This is a genomic window from Bacillus sp. FSL K6-0268 (assembly GCF_038005425.1).
GTDB classification, from domain to species: Bacteria; Bacillota; Bacilli; order Bacillales; family Bacillaceae_G; genus Bacillus_A; species Bacillus_A thuringiensis_S.
Map to the genome: position 1 here is coordinate 2434191 of NZ_JBBOTF010000001.1, position 19556 is coordinate 2453746.

Below are 19556 nucleotides of genomic sequence, written 5' to 3' on the forward strand. Positions count from 1 at the left end.
ATGGACAAATTATATGATTAATATATCTATAATAACCCTCGGTATTACTAAGCTAATGTTTTAAAAGATTAACAAATATCGCGAGAACCAATCGAATGTATATTAAAATTAAAAAGAATAAGATGTCTAACCCACCCCTATTTTGTGCCAATAATGAGACATTATGTTAATCTTATATGTATAGCTGCACAAAATTGAGAAACTTAAGGAGACAGATAAATTTTATGAGAAAATTATCTATATTACTTACTTTCATTCTAGTATTAGTCAGTGTTACGGCTGCTTGCACACAAGATAAAACAGATAGTGCCGTTGAAAATGCTCCAATAGAAGAACCAAGCGCAAAAAATGTAAATGAAGAATTAATAAACTTTGAAGAAAAGGAAGATATGAGCCGCTTGGAACAAGGTATTTTATTAGTTGGCGAGAGTGTTAAGGGAGGCTATTACTTGGCCGCTGTTCAAAGTGCATATTTAAATGCTAGCAACGATTCCGTCATGGTTAATGTCTCTGTAAAAAATGTACGAGGTCAAACGATTGGACTATCAGAATTAAAATATAACTTAAAAGATGAAAAAGACGGAAAGATCTATAAAGGAAAGGTGCTTGATCAAAACCCTTCTGATATACAAGTTAAACCAAATGAAACGGTAGAATTGAAAATAGCTTTTGAAGCACCAGGTACCGTAGATGAATATATGTTTTATATTGAAAGCTCTTTAGACCCTCTACAAACATACTGGAAAATTGATAAGCTGCAATCACAAAAAAACTAAGTCTAAAATACAATTTGATTGAAGAAATCTCTCAAATAAGCAAAAAGTACCGGAAAATTTGATATAGATACAAATGAATAATATATAAAGTGAAACTTTAATCAGTGGGGCGTTTACGGGCAGGTGATCCTCCACCTAACTTCTTTGCTTCCGCTGAATTTTGAGGTGTGGGTCTTACTGCCCGTTAATGCGGGATAAACATAAAACCATCGATTTAATGAATCGTTGGTTTTTTTCAAAAAATGCTCCATTAAAAATTAAGAGACAAAAAAGAACTAATCCCTAGAAGAGATTAGCTCAATACATCAAAAGCTATTATAGTACATAGTTTTATGAGCAAACGTTATATAATGTTGTATGGGATACATAACCTGTCATCCTTTTATATGTAACTTTTAACCACTGTTTAGAATTACTGTAATGACCTTGAACATATTCACCGGTTACCCATGTTCCAGTAATTTTCGTACCATCATTAAATGTATGTAAGACAGGTGATCCAACAGTGTAACCACTGCGCATCTTTGCACCATATACACCTACCGTACCTCCCTTTGCACAAGCTGCTACTACCGTTTCATTTTCAGTAGCATTCGTAGCCGCGAAAGCAGAGCCGTTAAATGTAAACAAAGTAAACATAAAAGCTGTTAGTACTGTACAAATAGATAAACGACGTAACAAAATAAATTCCCCCTTTTTTTATAATATATTTCTTCATAAATGATCACCTTGAATATTCTAACTATTTTCAATATATTAATGTTGAGAAATATTAGTTGTAGTTTTGAAATAAGATTTTATCAAAAATAGTAACAAACTCATATTTTACAGAGAGAGCACCGAAAGAAGTCTTCTACATATCAACTATATAAAAATCCCTCCACCTTAAGGCAGAGGGACTTGCTAATTCCTATTTCAAACTACCCGCAATCTCCGTAAAGATAACTCCAAGCGTTTTATCACCAACTATCGCTCCTCTACCGAAAGATCTTTCACCGATAGATTGTATGCCTTGCAGTGCTACTTGCAGTATTTCAGTGAACTCTTTCACTGTTAGCTCACGTTTTTCGCTTACTACAAGATAATCAAATGAATAGAATGCTTTTCATTAAAAATCCCCTTATATTCTACAAACTATAGTTAATAATAAACTTATTTAAATTACAGCCGTTATACGGATTAAGGATTTTTAACATACCAAAAGGTACAGGAAATCAATTGAAATATGTCAAAAACTTGCCTAAATTGTGACACAAGGTACAATTTTATACTTTTGATGACGTGAACCCATGCCCATCAACTTAAGCATTTTTACTACCCCCAAATACAAAAAAACGTTATTCTTTCTTAATAGACTATAAGGAAGGGTGACGTTTTTTTATGAATCGCTCGATTCAAGAGGAGTTACAGCCATTTGCAGAAGAATTACAGCGCTATATCACACCTGATTTTTTGGAAAAACTCGCAAGAGAGATGAAATTTGTAAAGAGAAAACGCAAATTTTCAGGATCAGATTTAGCTACTATTTGTGTTTGGATTAGCCAAAGAGTGGCCAGTGATCCTTTAGTCCGATTATGTAGTAGGCTTCACGCAGTTACAGGTACTGTACTTAGCCCCGAGGGCTTAAATAAACGCTTTAATGAAAAATCAGTGTTATTTTTAAAGCATATTTTCTCTTTGTTGTTACAACAAAAAATCTGTGAGCAAACTCATATTTCTAATCATCTTTATAATTATTTTAAACGTATTCGTATCATGGATGCCACCATGTTTCAAGTGCCTAATACTTTAGAACATATCTATCCTGGTTCAGGTGGTTGTGCGCAAACAGCTGGGATTAAAATTCAATTAGAATATGATTTACATAGTGGACAATTTCTGAATTTCCAAGTGGGGCCTGGAAAAAATAATGATAAAACATTCGGAACGGAATGTTTAGATACGTTACGACCAGGAGATTTATGTATTCGTGATTTAGGGTATTTTTCATTAGAGGACTTAGATCAAATGGATCAACGTGGGACCTATTATATTTCTCGATTAAAGTTAAATACGAATGTATATGTAAAAAATCCAAACCCAGAATACTTTAAAAATGGGGACATCAAAAAACAAACAGAATATATGAAAGTCAATTTAGAAATGATGGTGGGACGCTTGTTACCTGGTGAAACTTATGAAGTAGGTAATGTTTATGTTGGAGATCAAAAAGTTTTGTTTGCCCGATTGGTCCTGTATCGTCTAACAGAACAGCAATTACGAGAACGACAGAAAAAACAAATAGAAAGTGAAAAGAAAAAAGGAAAACCGTATTCACAAAAAAGCAAAATATTATCTGGGCTAAATGTATATGTAACCAACACTCCGTGGGAGTGGGTTTCGATGAAGCAAGTCCATGAACTCTACTCCTTACGTTGGCAGATTGAAATTGTTTTTAAAACGTGGAAATCATTATTTGATATTGATCATTGTCGCACTGTCAAACGAGAACGAATAGAGTGCCATTTATATGGGAAACTGATTGCTATTTTCTTATGTTCTTCTACGATGTTTAAAATGCGTCAACTGTTGTTACAGAAGAAGCAAAAGGAATTAAGTGAATATAAAGCGATTGGAATGATTCAAGATCATCTATTTCTTCTCTATCAAGCTATACAGAAAGACACCCAAGAGATAACAAAGCTTTTAATCCGCCTGTTCCACCTTCTAGAGAAAAACGGGCGGAAATCTCATCGATACGAGAAGAAAACCGTCTTTGATATCATGGGTGTTATCTATGAGTATAGTGGATGTTGCAAGCAAAAGAAAGTTGCATAAGAAAAAAATGAAACCCGTTAGGGGTTATTTGGCGTGCTGAAATTTAATAACTGGCTCCCTTGTGGGGAAAGTTTAAGTTCAAATGAACAAAAGTTAATATTGTGTCTATCCTTAAGTTGATGGGCATGTGACGTGAACCCTATTTACTTTATATCGTTATTTCTATATATTCTAATAGAGCTCTTATAAGTCGTATCAAAATAATAACATCCAAATTTGGTTTGTATTTTTTATGAGGAGGAAAAAAATGAAAAACAAAAAAAGATTTGCATTAGGAAGTAGTGTATTCGTGGCATGTCTACTAGCAGGAAGTCTTGTAGCTTCAGCTAGCTCATATTCTTCAAGTTTAGATATAAGCTCAAACTCAACGGTAACCGGAGCAAAAAGAAGTTTTTCTGCAGGAACTCATAATATAAAAATGACACCAACTAGTTATAAAGAAGGTGGAAATCATACTAGTGTAAGCACTAGTGTTCGCACTGGTGGTTCATGGTCACATACTACACACGCTAGCGGCATAGTAAATCTAACTGGATATTACACTAATAATAAAAATTTAGGATATGTAAAAAGCGGCAAATACTTCTACCACTTTAGTACATCCGATAGAGAAGGATTGACAGCTGATCCTGTAGTAATGTCTTCAAGATAAAATAAACCAAAAACCAAGTATTTGTGTTTTAAATACAAATACTTGGTTTTTAATCTATACTAAGGAGTATTTTATGAGTAATACATTAATTTATGCAAATAACATCTATAAAGAGTATAAAGATAATTTAGTCATACTAGATAATGTGAATTTAGAAATTAAAAAAAATAATTTTTATTCTATAGTTGGGAAATCTGGCGCTGGAAAAAGTACATTGTTGCACTTATTAGGATTACTCGATATCCCAGACAAAGGAGAAATATATATAAATGGGAAACAAACTTCTAACTTAAAACCTAAAGAAGCAGCATTTTTAAGAATGTCTACTATAGGGTTTGTTTTTCAATCATATCACCTAAATAATTTATTGAAAGCTAATGAAAATGTAATGTTACCAATGTATGTTAATCCAAAATACAATTATCATGATATGGAAATAAGAGCTGATGAGTTATTAAAATTAGTTGGTTTAGAGCATAGAAAACATCATTTCCCAAATGAATTATCTGGAGGAGAACAGCAACGTATAGCAATCGCAAGAGCATTAGCTAACGATCCAGATTGTATTTTAGCAGATGAACCAACAGGTAATCTAGATAAAGAAAATGAATCAAATATATTTAATATATTCAAAGAATTAGTGAATATAGGAAAATCAGTTGTTGTTATATCTCATAATGAAAGCGTGAAAAATTATACCGATACAATTTACGAGTTAAAAAATGGGGAATTGGAGGAAAAGCATTGAAAATAAAGCTTTATATAAAATTAGCTACAGTTAACTTATTAAGAAGAAGAAAAAAAAATACAATCAATATATTAATTACAACAATTGCTTTAATATTATTAACATTAACCACTTGTATATCAAACGGACTCAACAACTTCATACAAACAAAATTACTTAATACTGTTGATTTCAAAACTTTAATTGTAGAAACAGGAACACGCGATGATAACAAAGAGAAAATTTATGAAAAATTCAATAACCATAAAGATATTATTAAAATTTATCCTTGGATTAGTAATAATGGCGGAGAAGTTCAGATTGAAAAAAATCAAAATCTAACCAAGGGAGAGATATTCCTTAAACCCGCATTAGATAAAATTTCACCCAATATAGTAAAAGGAAATGGAATATATGAAAACTCCAAGAACGTTGCCCTTATACCAACTGAATTTTCCTTAGATCCTCTAGGTTATGAAATAGGATTAACTAAAGAAAAAAACAATTTTTTAAATGGTGCAGATTTTATAGGGGAATATATTACATTAAAATATAAAATATACAATCAAACTGGTCATACATATGGGGAATATAAATTCAAAGTAGTAGGTGTATATGATCCAACAACTACATTTGATACACCTGACACATTCTATATTCCTTATTCTGATTTACTAAATCTAAATACTAGTTTCCAAAAAGAAACTAATGTACAAAATATGGCTGTAGTAGTTAACAAATATGAAAATTTGAACAACATAAAAAGCATAATTGAAAAAGAAAAATTTAACGTTATTTTAAAATCAGAGCTTGGAGACATAAAAGATATTCATTCTTATATAAAGATGATAGGTTTCTTGCTTTTGTCACTAACATTAATAATTTCTATATTTAATATAATTTCAAATACTTTAGAATCAATACGAGAAAGAATGAATGAAATTGGTATCTTAAAGACCGTAGGATATTTAAATTTAGATATTTTAAAATGTTTCTCGATAGAAACTCTATTTATTAGTGGTTTAAGTGTATTGTTAAATCTAATTATTTCTGGGTCACTACTACTAATAATAAAATTTCTCTCAAATAAATTTCTTACTATATATTTTGCTGATTTTAAAATTGATATAAACGATTTTATATTATCTAATATCATCTGTCTTATATTAGGTATAACAATACCAATTTTAAGCAGTCTGATTTCCTTGTTTAAAATCGCGAAAATTCAACCGACTAAATTAACTAAGACGTAAGATTATGACATACAAAAAAATGTTTACGCTTATCAATAAACAAATCAAAAATTCATTTATAATCTCTAACGAATACATTTGGATTATTATATATAATACAATTGGAACGATTGGATTATATTTCAATTTTAAATTTATTCTATTTATACAAAATTATTTTTATCGAATACGCCATGAAGAAATAACAAATTTATTCTTAATAATTTTTGTAACTACTCAGCTTCTTCAAATAAAAAAACAGGCCAAATACATGTTTCCGATTCGAAAACATGAAAAGAAAATACTCCAATCAGAGAAAGAATCTATGCCAAATAGAGAAATTCTCTTATGAAGTCGTGTTATTCCAAGGAACCGTTCTAGTTTCTATGACTTGGTTTATCGCTTGTAAGACCGATTGTTTTTGTTTTTTCATGGTACTCATAAAGCTTCGTATCTGACAAAAAGATTCTGCGCCTTTCTTACTTCGGAAAGTCCCAGACACTTTCTGTTTTACTTTCGTCATCCGAATATCCCGTTCTGCTTGATTGTTATCAAATGGAATGGCTGGATGTTCTAAAAACGCTAGAATTCTGTCAGAATACTTGACGAAGCGATTCCATAAATTTTGAGAAGGCGTCTGCTTTCCTTTCTTCTTTTGTTTCGTGGAAAGAATCTGTTGTTCTTTCAATATGGATTGATACATAATAAACAGATTCTTTTGCGTCGCTTTTGGCATGGTACCTTCGGATTGCTTTTTCATCGTCAACGCTTGCGTTAGAAATTTCTGCATCTGTTGTGCCCATTGTTCTCCAGTACTATCTATAATTCCTTGTAAATCTCGTAAGAGATGGGCATTACATAAAACGTGACGACAATCTGTATACGCATCATACGATTTCCAACCATCATGCATCGCAATTCCAGAAAAAGATGGCAAGATTTCTCCAGCATCCATTGCTTCTTTTCCACGTTTTTGATGAATATGTTGCAATGTCACCTCCGGTGTACTGGCAGTATGTAACCATTGTGTTTTGTTTTCTACACGCATACCAGTTTCATCAAAATGGACAACAGGAGACTGCAGAATCTTTTCCTTTACTTCTTTTATGAATGGCTGCAATTGAGAAGCGAAAGCCTGTGTATGATTTACCAGGGTTCCTTCGCTTATAGAATGTCCAAAACAATCCTGAAAGAATTCTTTTGTTCGCTTCAAAGAAATGCATTGATAATGCGTTAAATAGGGAATCAGTCTTTTTATATTTGGACCATATTGAACAGGACGAGATACTGTCGAAGGAAATTGGGCTTCTTGGATAGAATGGCAATGTGGGCATTCTTTCTGTTCTACTTTATGTTCTGTCACTTCGATCTGAATAGGTGGTAAGTCATACACTTGGCGAATGCGATACCCTTTTACAGGCTCGTGGTTCAAGGAAGTATGACAACAAGTACAATATGTAGGAGAATGTGTAATCGTATGATCTGGAGTCGCTGTCAAACCAAGAGTATGTCCCTTGTGGCCCAACTGGCCACCCGTTTGACGATGAGACGGTTTGCGCAAACTTTTTGTAACGGGCTTACCCAAACCATCTGTAGAAGGTGGCTTATGACTATTTTTGGAGTTTTTTTTTGAAGCATTTTCTAGTTCTTGTATACGTTTTTCTAACTTAGAAAATGTTTCTTCAAATAAAGAAATAACAGCTTCAGGTCCTTTTTTATATGTATCTAAAATAATTTTTCGATCGACCATAAGATTCACCTCCCCTGTTTGATATACTCAGTATTTACAAATGGGAGGCATATGAAACTAGTAAAATTTAAAAAAGACACCGAAAGGTGGCTGAGTAGTTACTAATTTTTATTATAGTTAAACTTTCAATAATCATAAGCTTATACTTTTTTATCCAAAGAAATATGCAAAAAAGAGTTAAAGAAATGATAATTTATTATATATCCGGGTTTATTTGGAAGGAAATATTTTTGACATTCTTAATTCAATATACCTTATTTGCAACTATCGGATTTCTTCTAGGAATTATTTTTTCAAACTTAATTATGAAATTAACAACAGTCTTTATCCCTATCACTTTGAAAATTATGAACTTAGGAACAATACCAACTTTTAATTTACCTCTATGGTTTAGTTTAACTTTAATACTAACAATCAATATTTTAGTACTGTTTATAATGGTATTCAGTAAAAAAAGAACAAAAATAATTGATCTATTAAAAAATTAATTAGCGAATGATCATTTTGGAGATGAAAATAATGGAATTAAAAAACACAGGTTTTATAACATTGTTTCTCATAATTTACTTTTTATTTATTAGTTATAAAATAATAAATAAAACTAAAATTGAACATAAAAAAGAGATTCTTAATTTCACTTTCTATAGTTCAATTATATTTATAATAAGTTTAACTATATTCCCAATAAAACTAGATCCAGAACTATATACTATAAATAGAATACATAACTATATACCTTTTTATAGTATGTTTGATTTTGTTGAAAACAAATCAATATTTATCTCTTTCAAAAATATAATAGGGAATATTGTTTTATTTATCCCATTTTCATTCATGCTATATATAAAATTCGTTAATAAATTAACCATAAACATACTTATATGCATGGGAGTAAGTTGTTCAATTGAACTTCTCCAAATACTAGTTCCTTTTATAGGTCGTTCTTTTGATGTAGATGATATTATTCTTAATACAATAGGATCAATTATTGGAACATATTTAGCAATATACATATCAAAAAACAATATTAAGAAGATCCCTTCTACCTTAAGGTAGAAGGGATCTTCTTAATCCTATCTCAAACTACCAGCAATCTCCGTAAAGATAACTCCAAGCGCATGTGCACCTGCATCAGGATATCCTAAACTTCTTTCACCAACTGTACCGGCGCGGCCCATGCGAGCTACGATTTCTTTCGTATACTCCGCTCCTTTAACTGCTGCTTCTGCTCCTTTTTCAAAAGCAGTTTTCATGTCTTCTTCGTTTGAAGCGCTATCTAACCAAGAATCTACACATGGAGCAAGCGCGTCAACAAGTGTTTTGTCACCAACTACCGCTCCTCTACCAAATGATCTTTCTCCGATAGATTGTATACCTTGAAGTGCTGCTTGCAACATTTCAGCGAATTCTTTCACTGTTAGCTCACGTTTTTCTCCTGCTGCTTTGCTAGCTGCGCGGAATGCACCACCCCAAATTGGACCAGATGCGCCGCCGCAATGTTCCATAATAATCATTGAACAACCGTCAAGGAATGACCCAATCGTTACGTTCTCTTGATCTACAATAGAATGCCACTCACGTTTTAATTGCTTAAATCCTTTTGCCACACTCATTCCGAAGTCGCCGTCACCTGCGTGTGTATCTAACTCACAGAACGGTACTTCGTTTTTAATAATAACGTCGCTCATTTTATCAACGAGATAAATCATGTTGTTTAATGTAATAACATTATCCTTAATAACAGCGTGCTCTTCCGCCGTTTCTATTTCAAAGGAAACTTCCTTCTCTTCTGTCTCTTCAAGCACATTCACGTACTCTACACTTTCAACTGGCCCATCTACTTTAAACGCTGGTGTATTACACTCTTTTGATAGTAATGTTTTTAACTCATCATCTAACTTCATCACTGTTAAAGACATGCCAGCCATATCGATACTTGTCATATAGTTACCGACGAATACTCTATTGATTTTAATGTTTCTAGCAGCTAATTCTCTCGTCACTGCGTTGTTAAATAAGTAAAGTTCTTGCAGTGGCGTTCCGCCAAAACCGTTAACTAGAAGTGCGATTTCCTCGCCATCTTTTACTCCTAAATCTTTTACAAGATCATTTGTCATACGGTTAGCTAGTTCATCTGCTGACAGCATTTTTTCACGCTTAATTCCTGGTTCGCCGTGAATACCTACGCCGTATTCCATTTCATCTTCCGCAAGTGTGAAAGTAGGTGATCCGCTCGCTGGAACTGTACAAGAAGTTAACGCTAAACCGATTGTGCGCACGTTAGCCGCTGCTTTTTCCGCTACAGCTTTCACCGCTCCTAAATCCATACCTTCTTCCGCTGCTGCGCCGGCAATTTTATGAACGAGAATAACTCCCGCAACGCCGCGGCGTCCTACTGTATATAGGCTATCTTCTACCGCAATATCATCATCCACTTTTACGTAGTCGACTTCAATTCCATCTTCCGTCGCTAAATGAGCTCCGTTTTTGAAATTCATAATATCGCCGCTGTAATTTTTAATAATTAATAACGTTCCTTTTTTACTAGCTGTCTCTTTAATCGCTTGATACACCTGAATTTGTGAAGGTGACGCAAACACATCTCCGCACACCGCCGCATCTAACATTCCTTTTCCGACTAATCCTGCATGTGCCGGCTCATGGCCACTACCGCCGCCACTAATTAACGTTACTTTGTTTTCGTTCATTTCTTTCTTCTTAATAACTTTATATTTTTTCAAAAGTTCAAGCTCTGGGTGAGCCATAACCATTCCGTTACACATTTCCATTACTAATGTTTCTGGTTTGTTTATAATCTTTTTCATTGTGATTATCCCTCAATTCCTTTAATATATTGTGATATATTTGAAATCTTCTTCTTACTACTCATGTTAAAATGAAAGCGTTTTATAGTAAACGGACAAAATGGACAATCTGTCTAAAGACACCGCTCTCATTTATAGATAGGATTTTTATATTACTAACATTCTAGGGATGATTCAGATGACCTCTTCTATAATTTCTAAAAAAATAATCGCGAACTCATTGAAATATTTAATGGAAACAGAGTCGTTTCATAAAATATCAGTGAGCGATATTATGTTACACTGTCAAATGCGTAGGCAAACTTTTTATTATCATTTTAAAGATAAATTTGAACTATTAAGCTGGATTTATAGAGAAGAAACGAAAGAAAACATTATCGACTTTCTCGATTATGAAACATGGGAAAACATTTTCGATTTATTATTTGATTACTTTTACGAAAATCAAAAATTTTACCGAAATGCTTTTAAAGTCATTGAACAAAACTCGTTTAATCACTATTTATTTGAGCACACGAAAAACTTATATATGAAGATTATTGATGAACTATCCGTGAACTGTGGCTTAACTCTTTCTATTGAAACGAAAAATACGATTGCCTCCTTTTATAGTCACGGCTTCGTTGGAACGATAAAAGATTGGATTGAAAGCAAGTGCGAAGTAAATCCATCCATTATGTCTTCTCTCATGAAAAATATGATAAACAATCAATTACTACTATTACTGGAGCAGTCAGCAAAGTAATTAAAGGGTGGCAAAAGCAATGAAAAAGATTATGAATGATGTACAAAATATTGTTCAAGATATGATGCATGGCTTTTATTTTGAACATAACGACAAAGTAAATTACGACGAAACAAATAACATCATTTATGTAAAAGATATTGAAAAACTGAAGCAAAACGTTGCTATAATAAGCGGCGGTGGTAGCGGACATGAACCCGCTGATATTGGCTATGTAGGAAAAGGAATGCTTACGGCAGCAGTAAACGGAAGCATCTTCACTCCGCCTACAGTGGAACAAATTGTGGCGGCAACTCGCCTCATGCCGAAAGATAAAAATATTTTATTCATCATTAAAAACTTTAAAGATGACGTTGAAAACTTTCTAGCGGCAAAGCAAATTGCTAAAGAAGAAGGAAGAAAAATTGACCACATCATCGTAAATGACGACGTTTCAATTAAAGATGATGCTTCTTTTAATAAAAGAAGACGCGGCGTAGCTGGCACTGTTTTCGTTCAAAAAATACTTGGTGCGGCCGCTCTTGAAGGACATTCTTTAGAAGAACTAACAGCACTCGGCCGTTCTATTACTGAAAACTTACACACATTAGGAGTTGCCCTTTCCCCTGCCAACGATCCAGTGAAAGGAAAAGCTTCATTCACATTAAACGATGATGAAGTGTTTTATGGCGTCGGCATTCACGGAGAAAAAGGTTACCGTAAAGAAGCACTATCCTCTTCTGAAATATTAGCGATTGAACTGATGAACAAACTAAAAAGTATTTACCGCTGGAGAAAAGGAGACAACTTCGCTATCCTTATTAATGGACTCGGCGCAACTCCATTAATGGAACAATACATTTTCGCAAATGACATTCGCCGTTTGTGTGAACTGGAAGGATTACATGTGGAGTTCGTAAAGGTTGGTACGCTGTTGACTTCTTTAGATATGAAGGGTGTTTCTCTCAGTTTGCTTAAGGTAGAGGATTTGGATTGGGTGAAGTGGTTGAAGGCGGATGTTAGAGTGGGTAATTGGTAAGTAAAAATTATGATGATAAAAGCCTTTAACTATAACAAGTTAAAGGCTTTTTACAAATTGAAATATCGCTCGAGCGTTCAAAAGAAATTCATACTCACCTGTTATGAAGTGACCTTTGTCAATAGTTTTTCACCCATAATATTTTTCTTGATGGCATACAAAAGCTTCAGAAATAAGATCTATCGACAGTTAACCACTCTGTTATTCGTGGATTGGTTACCTCAGGTTAATGGTTCGTCGTTAGGCTCTTATAATCTCACTGCGTGGATCACACCTTTTCAAATTCTAATAAATAGCTTGTTTATCAGAATTTCAGCCATGCCAGAAGAGGTGAGTCATAGATAGCCAGACCTGTAATTCACTATCTCTGAAGCTCATCTATGCCATCAATTGATACCTTTGATTTCTAACTATGAATCAATCAACTTCATATCCTTCCCTCTTTATTTTCGGTGAATTTTACCTGTTTCTAATCCCCATATAAAACACCCCAGTTCTCTTGCGATAGCTGTAACGGCAACATTTCTAGGCTTCCCTTGATATATCATGCGATAATATTTTCTTTGTAACCTTTCTACAGCCTGATCCGCATAAGCAATCACTTCGCTTCGTTGCCCTTTTTGTCTTGCTTTCACTCGCTTCGATTTTAATCCGATTGCTCCTTTTACCAACGCATTTGCACATTCTACAAGAGTAGACCTAACGGTCGAATTTCCTTGTTTTGTAATCGAACGTCGACTGATTTTCTCTCCACTTGAGCTTTCGCTTGGCGTCAATCCTACATAAGCCATAAATGCTTTAGCCGTGGGAAAACGAGTGAAGTCTGCAATTTCCACATGAACAGTCATTGCCGATGTTGTATCTATACCTTTTAAGCATCTTAACTTTGCGATTGGTTCTTCGTACCTTTCACGATGAGATAATTCTTCTAATCTCAAACTGAACCGCTCAATTTTATCGACTAGAACATCATACTGTAATAGGTATTCGCCTAACGTTTCTTTGAATAATCCTTGTAGATCAAGATTCTTTAACCATTTCATATAAGCGATTGTCCAGCTTGATTTCCCTTCATACACATAGCCATGTCTTAAAAGGAATGCTTTTATCTGTTGTTTTATTTTTTTCAAAGATGTTTTAAAATCACCTAACATGCGGATATACTCTTTCACGGCAACATCCTCTTCTTCTGGAACATATACTTCTTTATAGGTGCCATTTGCTAAATTAAGAGCAATCATTTTGGCATCGAATTTATCATTTTTCACCATTTTGTTTTTTGATGAACTGTACATTGTTGTGGGAGCTAAAATATCACAATCAATTCCATTTTGTTCAAGAAGATTATGAAGTGAATACCCTAAACAACCAGCCTCATATCCAGCTTTAATTTTTATATCTTCACCATATTTTGTTTTCAGTTTCTCAACGAATTTTTTTACGAGAGATACATTTGAAGCACATCGTGCTTCTCTTACAATTTCCCCAGTTGTTCCGTGTAGTGCACATAAGCTAAAACTTTCCTTGTGGACATCCATCCCAATATATATTATATTTTCCATAGTGGCCTCCTATTATCATAGGGTATAACCCCATTCATAATGTTTTCATTCATTATTATGGGTTAAAATCCCTGACTTGATAATCTAGGAGGTCACTTCATATTATCTCACTGAATGATTACAGGTCTTCCAAATAAAGCTGGATAATAAATGAACATCGCACCTACAAATGAACACACTAAACAAAAAACAGCCTCGTATTTTATGACTAGAGACGAGTTTGTATCAAGCTTTTTTTCCTCTCTTTTCAATATCAATTTAAATAACGCTGTATATAATACTTTATATAAGACATACCCAATAATTGCCCCAAGGGTATTCGTAAATAAATCATCAATATCTGTAATTCTATTATTTAGTAATTGATTTAACTCAATTGCCAATGAAAAAAAGAATCCCGCGCATACGGTGTTTTTTATCTTTCTAAACTGCGGCCAAATAGTCGGTAATAAAAAACCTAACGGCATAAACAGTACAATGTTCAAAAGATACGTAGTACTACCTACCGTATCAAATAGAGTCAAGTTGATTTGACTTACACGAATCCACGTTTCATATCTACTTATATCCCATACAGTCGCGATTTGCGTCACCTTATACACTAGCGAAAGGTAGAATAGAAAAACATACACCCATAAAAAATGCCGAATAGATATATTGTTTTTCGCTTTAAAATAAAATCCAATTTGAAACACAATACAAAAAATTATAGTAAAAAAATACGTATACAAATAACTAATCAAAACTCCTGTATGCATGTAGAATCCCCTAACTTTACATTTTCATCTATGACTTTGTCTTTTTTAGTCTCCTTCATGATGTAAGTCATTTATAGGATAGGAAAAACTTTTAAAATAAAGAGTGGGATAAACATAAAATTTTTCTTAAATCTTCAGTTGGGTTTTATTATTACTCTTCTTAGGAATCCGCCATTGATAGCTAGGCAACAACATGCTTAAACCTAACAATACTATCATTTTTACCTGTAATACTTTAACCGATGCAGCATATATAAACTCATGTGAATCGTTTGTTCAGTTAACACATGAAATTAAGAAATATATGACGTACTATAATCACTCTTGCTATCAATAGAATTTAAAGAAAATGACTCCTGTTTGCATACAGAAATCATCTTTTTTAGGTTGCCTAACTTTTTTTAGAATGTCCTTTACAAAAGGTACAGATCAAGAGCACCCTGTTCCTATTCGAGGGGATCAACTATACCTTCTTCCCTTAAAATCACACAAACCCATTTACAAATCTATAAAAGTAGATATAATATCCTTATGGAACCTTTATTAATTTATAAAGCATTGTCAAATGAAACAAGATGTCAAATTTTATCATGGTTGAAAAATCCAGAAAACCATTTCGATGAAAAAGCTTATCTAGAGCAAGGCCTTAGTTTTCAAGTTGGAGTGTGCGTAGGAGATATCCAGCTTAAAACTGGCTTAGCCCAATCGGTTATTTCTAGTTATTTATTAACTATGAAAAAAGCAGGTTTACTACAATCTGACCGAATTGGAAAATGGACCTACTATCGCCGAAATGAAAAAACAATACGAGAGTTTTCTGAATACGTTCAAAACGAATTATAAAATGAAAGCAAATAATCAACCTACCAATCGATTATTTGCTTTCACACATTCTACTTTTATATAGCTGTCCAATACATTCTTTTTAAAACTTCGCTACCTATAAAAGTAAGAAACATAGAAAGGAGCATTTTTTTAACATATCATATCTAGTTATTTAGATATCTGTCTTTGTATTTAACATTACATAATTCTAATACTATTGACATCCAATCATGCTCATTTCTTTTTTAATAAATCGATTTTACTTTCAAAATAATAATAAGAATGGAGAGTTTTACAAATGAAAAAAGTAAGTCTTTTACTTATTCTTACACTAGCAATAGGGGTGTTTGGAATTATTACTACCGAGATGGGTATTGTCGGCGTATTACCACAAATCACTCAGAAATTTGGCATTTCAACTGCACAAGCAGGATTTTTAGTAAGTATATTCGCACTAGTCGTTGCTATTTCTGGTCCGTTTTTAATTCTGCTCATTTCTAGTATTAATCGCAAAATAATTTTATTAACAGTCATCTTTGTTTTTGTTATTTCAAATATAATCTACGCTTATACAACACAATTTGAAATCATGCTTGTTTTTCGTATTTTACCAGCAGCACTTCACCCACTCTTCTTTTCAATCGCTCTTGTAACAGCTGCTAAACTTGCCCCTCCTGAAAAGAGTGGTCAAGCGGTTACAAAAGTTTTCATGGGAATTACGGTTGGCTTTGCACTAGGTGTACCATTAACCTCTTACCTTGCAGATCAATTTTCATTAGAAATTGCTTTCTTATTCGGAGCGCTTATTAACGCCCTTGCATTCATTGGAATGCTAATCTCACTTCCTTCTATGCCCGTTAAAGAAAAAATGTCTTTCGGCAAACAAATTCGTATACTCGGCAAACCAGGATTATGGTTAAATATTTTAACCATCACATTCCTTTTTGCAGCTATGTTTTCCGTATACAGCTACTTCGCCGAGTACCTTGCAAAAGTAACTTCCATGAATGGATCTCTCATCAGTGTCATGCTATTCATATTTGGTATAGTTATGATTTTAGGCAATCATTTATTTGGTAGTCTCTTGCAAAGAAGCATAGTAAATACAGTAATATCGTTCCCTATTTTATATTCTATTGTTTACATATTGGTTTATTATTTAGGTTCTTATCTTGTTCCAATGATTTTTATGGTATTCATTTGGGGAATCGTGCATGCTGGTGGATTAATTGTTGGTCAAACATGGTTAATAAGTGAAGCAAGAGAAGCACCCGAATTTGGTAATAGCCTATTCGTTTCATTCTCAAATCTCGGAATTACTCTAGGAACAACTATTGGAGGCTGGTTCATTTCAAACTTAGGTATTCATCAACTTATTTGGAGTGGATTTATATTTACACTACTTTCATTTCTATTAATTATAATAAAACTAAAATTTTTCACTTCTAATAACCTAGCTTCATTATCAAGCTAGTACATTTTCAATTCCAAATTGGATAAAAAACATTATAAAGTGAAACTTTAATCAGCTCTCACCACTTGGGCGTTTACAGGCAGCCCGGCAAATAGCGGGATAAATTCTATATAAAATACTGGTTATTCTTCTTATAAGATTTTATAAACTATAAAGTATGACACTTAGAGCCTTTAGCTATAATTACAAGTTAAAGGCTTTTTATATAAAAACAGCTTTAAAAGGTGCTAATCTTATGGAACATCATCAAAATAGAATACTAAAAAAAGGCTCCATTGCTGGAGCACTCAAAAAATAATATAACTAAACGAATTAAAACAAGGAACAGACAATTAAAATATACAAATAAAATATAAATAAATCTATATATATGTAATATTACATATAAAAACCCTATTTATCGCTGCTATAATAAACTTACTCGATGATTGTTATATTATTCATAGGTTATACCTTCTTAACACCAATTTTACAAAGAAAAAAGGACATCTTAATTGATGTCTTTTTTCTTATATGATAACGACGCAATACAATTAAGATGATTCCAATCGAAAGAAGGCACCTTAAAGTGTTTTTTCTTCATTACACAATACGAAAGCATACTCTCTTTCGCCTTCAACTTTATGTAATTATACATATTAACAAAAAATACACTTAATGAATATTAAATATAGTAAAATATAAACTGTGGACACGTTCTATAAAGCAGATTCTTTTGATAGGCGTAACATATCAATCATTTTAGGGGATGTGGCGTTACTCCGATACTAATCTCAAATTTCTTGTATTTTATGAACTAACAATCTGGTGTATATAGATGATTCTGTTTTATAGGGTGTGTTTACATTTATAACAAAGGGGTAATACGGATAGATTCGTATTAAATGAAAATGGTTCAAGTCGAAGGAAGGCACCTTAGGGTGTCTTTTCTTTACTCCTCCGCATCCCTCATACTGTAATACCCCAAATTAATAATAACCAAGAAATATCCCCCCATGATTCCAGCAGCAAATGTCCACATGAATTCATGGTGTTCTATTTCATACATAATAATCGCACCTAGTATTGCGGCTGCGAACCGATTCATCATTCCGAGCATCGGTGCTTTTTCTTTTTTTACAATGCTATCTCCGAACTTTTCAATACGCCTTCCTAAAATCCAGGCGCAGTACATACTCACCAAAAGGCCAATACTTATCCCTACAAACTGGGCTGAAAAAGGTGTCATCAACCATCCCAATAACATTACGCCTAGCAAACAATACATTTGTATGTTGAACGATCTTAGTGCCATACGAATCATGTTATTCTCCTTTATCTTTCTCATTGTAGTTCCGTATCATCAATCCAATCTTTCAGGCTTCAAGCTTTCAGCTATATCTTTTTTAAAATGAGGAAATTTGATTTTGCTCACCATTAAATAAGCGAGTACGCATGTACCAAATGCCACGGAAACTGGATTATTTAGGCGGCATAAAATGAGGATACACATCGCCGCAAATGGAATGGGCATTCCGATGAATGTTGGGAGTTTGCTTTGCCGTGTGTTAAACCTCGCAAGCCGAAGCATTCCACAAATACTATACGCGAGGGCACATATCATCCCGATAGACTGTAAATCTTTTAACGAAGCACTATATGCAAGAATAGACGGTGCCACACCAAAAGTAACTAAATCCGCAAATGAGTCTAGCTCTCCGCCTATTTCCGAAACAGAATCCAATTTCCGAGCGACCATGCCATCAAACAGATCAAAGACCATACCTGTAATAATGAACATAACTGCACCATACATATCGTGAACGAAAACAGCGTGAATAGCCAAAAGTCCACACACAAAATTTGCTATCGTAATCATATTTGGTATGTAACTCATAACACGCTTCTCCTCCTTTCTACTAAATGCTTCATCTCGAGTCTTACTCATTACAATCAATATCCTTCTGCTTTTCTTCTAATATCACTTTATTTATTTTCGTTAACGTATCGGTCATTTGCTCTAGGGCATTTATATCGATTTTGGAAAAGTATTTCTCAATTAATACATCATCTAACTCAGACAACCGCTCTATATACTTACTACCTTTTGGACCAAGTGTAAGAAAATACTCCCTTTTATTATTAGGGTTTACTTGTTTTGAAATCATCTGTTGTTTTTCCAATTTCGATAAAACTTGGCTCACAGCACTTTTCGTTATATTAAACGTACTCGCAATGTTATTTGCTGTCGTGTTTTCATTTAAATGAATATGAAATAACATGCTCTCTTGCTGCCCAGTAAGACCGAACTCATCCTTTAAATCTTGAAATAGTAAAATATAGAGTTCCGTATAGGCTCGATTCATTTCATTAATTACTTCTTTATACGTTCTAGTCATAGCATCCTCCATGCTTT

At 33.4% G+C, this 19556-nt stretch carries 20 protein-coding genes and 1 pseudogene; 12 read left to right on the plus strand and 9 right to left on the minus strand.

Annotation, left to right across the window (positions count from 1 at the left end; genetic code table 11):
* Positions 1 to 224: 224 nt before the first annotated feature.
* Positions 225 to 776 carry a hypothetical protein gene (locus tag MHI28_RS12560; protein ID WP_001228900.1) on the plus strand — a complete coding sequence of 184 codons (552 nt, stop codon included), beginning with the start codon at positions 225 to 227 and terminating at the stop codon, positions 774 to 776.
* 330 nt (positions 777 to 1106) lie between these two features.
* Here MHI28_RS12560 and MHI28_RS12565 read toward each other — a convergent pair whose 3' ends face one another.
* Together MHI28_RS12565 and MHI28_RS12570 are read right to left on the minus strand one after the other, a co-directional pair.
* Entirely contained in the window at positions 1107 to 1457 is a 351-nt protein-coding gene (locus MHI28_RS12565) for a hypothetical protein (protein WP_000946196.1), read from the minus strand.
* A 229-nt stretch (positions 1458 to 1686) separates the two neighbouring features.
* The gene (locus MHI28_RS12570) at positions 1687 to 1827 is read right to left on the minus strand and encodes a hypothetical protein (protein WP_000657807.1); all 141 of its coding nucleotides are present in this window, start codon (positions 1825 to 1827) and stop codon (positions 1687 to 1689) included.
* Between the two features lie 329 nt (positions 1828 to 2156).
* Between MHI28_RS12570 and MHI28_RS12575 the strand changes: the two genes are divergently transcribed.
* The 4 genes from MHI28_RS12575 to MHI28_RS12590 all read left to right on the plus strand — a co-directional run bounded on the left by MHI28_RS12575 (position 2157) and on the right by MHI28_RS12590 (position 6225).
* The gene (locus MHI28_RS12575; protein WP_340828013.1) at positions 2157 to 3593 is read left to right on the plus strand and encodes an IS4 family transposase; all 1437 of its coding nucleotides are present in this window, start codon (positions 2157 to 2159) and stop codon (positions 3591 to 3593) included.
* 247 nt (positions 3594 to 3840) lie between these two features.
* Positions 3841 to 4245: a hypothetical protein gene (locus tag MHI28_RS12580; RefSeq protein WP_000791393.1), complete on the plus strand. Its 405-nt coding sequence runs from the start codon at positions 3841 to 3843 to the stop codon at positions 4243 to 4245.
* Between the two features lie 73 nt (positions 4246 to 4318).
* Positions 4319 to 4993 (plus strand): ABC transporter ATP-binding protein, encoded by a 675-nt coding sequence (locus MHI28_RS12585; protein WP_000072424.1) that lies wholly within the window; start codon positions 4319 to 4321, stop codon positions 4991 to 4993.
* The gene (locus MHI28_RS12590; protein WP_002162901.1) at positions 4990 to 6225 is read left to right on the plus strand and encodes an ABC transporter permease; all 1236 of its coding nucleotides are present in this window, start codon (positions 4990 to 4992) and stop codon (positions 6223 to 6225) included. Before MHI28_RS12585 ends, MHI28_RS12590 begins: the two co-directional genes overlap by 4 nt.
* A 325-nt stretch (positions 6226 to 6550) precedes the next feature.
* Here the strand turns inward: MHI28_RS12590 and tnpC are convergent, their stop codons facing one another.
* A complete protein-coding gene (gene tnpC, locus MHI28_RS12595; RefSeq protein ID WP_100910632.1) occupies positions 6551 to 7954 on the minus strand; it encodes an IS66 family transposase in 1404 nt (467 codons plus the stop codon).
* A gap of 113 nt (positions 7955 to 8067) precedes the next feature.
* On the opposite strand from tnpC, the gene MHI28_RS12600 reads away from it, so the two are divergent.
* Together MHI28_RS12600 and MHI28_RS12605 are read left to right on the plus strand one after the other, a co-directional pair.
* Positions 8068 to 8442 (plus strand): FtsX-like permease family protein, encoded by a 375-nt coding sequence (locus MHI28_RS12600; RefSeq protein WP_327898941.1) that lies wholly within the window; start codon positions 8068 to 8070, stop codon positions 8440 to 8442.
* A gap of 31 nt (positions 8443 to 8473) precedes the next feature.
* Positions 8474 to 9010: a VanZ family protein gene (locus MHI28_RS12605; protein ID WP_000421102.1), complete on the plus strand. Its 537-nt coding sequence runs from the start codon at positions 8474 to 8476 to the stop codon at positions 9008 to 9010.
* A 17-nt stretch (positions 9011 to 9027) separates the two neighbouring features.
* Here MHI28_RS12605 and dhaK read toward each other — a convergent pair whose 3' ends face one another.
* Positions 9028 to 10779, minus strand: coding sequence for a dihydroxyacetone kinase subunit DhaK (gene dhaK / locus MHI28_RS12610; RefSeq protein ID WP_000720763.1), 1752 nt, complete (start codon positions 10777 to 10779; stop codon positions 9028 to 9030).
* Positions 10780 to 10957: 178 nt separating this feature from the next.
* Here dhaK and dhaS point away from each other — a divergent pair, with 178 nt between their 5' ends.
* Together dhaS and dhaQ are read left to right on the plus strand one after the other, a co-directional pair.
* Positions 10958 to 11524 (plus strand): dihydroxyacetone kinase transcriptional activator DhaS, encoded by a 567-nt coding sequence (gene dhaS, locus MHI28_RS12615; protein WP_000204218.1) that lies wholly within the window; start codon positions 10958 to 10960, stop codon positions 11522 to 11524.
* A 19-nt stretch (positions 11525 to 11543) separates the two neighbouring features.
* The gene (gene dhaQ / locus MHI28_RS12620) at positions 11544 to 12542 is read left to right on the plus strand and encodes a DhaKLM operon coactivator DhaQ (RefSeq protein WP_000723389.1); all 999 of its coding nucleotides are present in this window, start codon (positions 11544 to 11546) and stop codon (positions 12540 to 12542) included.
* A gap of 443 nt (positions 12543 to 12985) precedes the next feature.
* Here the strand turns inward: dhaQ and MHI28_RS12625 are convergent, their stop codons facing one another.
* Both MHI28_RS12625 and MHI28_RS12630 read right to left on the minus strand, forming a co-directional pair.
* On the minus strand, positions 12986 to 14104 hold the full coding sequence (locus MHI28_RS12625; RefSeq protein WP_277548338.1) for an IS110 family transposase: 1119 nt from the start codon (positions 14102 to 14104) through the stop codon (positions 12986 to 12988).
* A 107-nt stretch (positions 14105 to 14211) separates the two neighbouring features.
* Complete coding sequence (locus MHI28_RS12630; protein WP_000556849.1) at positions 14212 to 14862, minus strand: VanZ family protein; 651 nt, start codon at positions 14860 to 14862, stop codon at positions 14212 to 14214.
* Positions 14863 to 15097: 235 nt separating this feature from the next.
* On the opposite strand from MHI28_RS12630, the pseudogene MHI28_RS12635 reads away from it, so the two are divergent.
* From MHI28_RS12635 to MHI28_RS12645, 3 genes and pseudogenes are all read left to right on the plus strand, one after another.
* A pseudogene (locus MHI28_RS12635) lies at positions 15098 to 15199 on the plus strand (TetR family transcriptional regulator); the annotation flags it as partial.
* A 194-nt stretch (positions 15200 to 15393) separates the two neighbouring features.
* Positions 15394 to 15705: an ArsR/SmtB family transcription factor gene (locus MHI28_RS12640; protein ID WP_000433538.1), complete on the plus strand. Its 312-nt coding sequence runs from the start codon at positions 15394 to 15396 to the stop codon at positions 15703 to 15705.
* Positions 15706 to 15985: 280 nt separating this feature from the next.
* Positions 15986 to 17161 carry an MFS transporter gene (locus MHI28_RS12645; protein WP_340828014.1) on the plus strand — a complete coding sequence of 392 codons (1176 nt, stop codon included), beginning with the start codon at positions 15986 to 15988 and terminating at the stop codon, positions 17159 to 17161.
* Between the two features lie 931 nt (positions 17162 to 18092).
* Here the strand turns inward: MHI28_RS12645 and MHI28_RS12650 are convergent.
* Genes MHI28_RS12650 through MHI28_RS12660 form a run of 3 tightly spaced genes read right to left on the minus strand, consistent with a single transcriptional unit; the run spans position 18093 to position 19539 of the window.
* Positions 18093 to 18464: an ATP synthase subunit I gene (locus MHI28_RS12650; RefSeq protein WP_086396963.1), complete on the minus strand. Its 372-nt coding sequence runs from the start codon at positions 18462 to 18464 to the stop codon at positions 18093 to 18095.
* Positions 18465 to 18503: 39 nt separating this feature from the next.
* A complete protein-coding gene (gene pssA / locus MHI28_RS12655; RefSeq protein WP_000047835.1) occupies positions 18504 to 19088 on the minus strand; it encodes a CDP-diacylglycerol--serine O-phosphatidyltransferase in 585 nt (194 codons plus the stop codon).
* Entirely contained in the window at positions 19081 to 19539 is a 459-nt protein-coding gene (locus tag MHI28_RS12660; RefSeq protein ID WP_000198951.1) for a MarR family winged helix-turn-helix transcriptional regulator, read from the minus strand. Before MHI28_RS12660 ends, pssA begins: the two co-directional genes overlap by 8 nt.
* Positions 19540 to 19556: the final 17 nt, after the last annotated feature.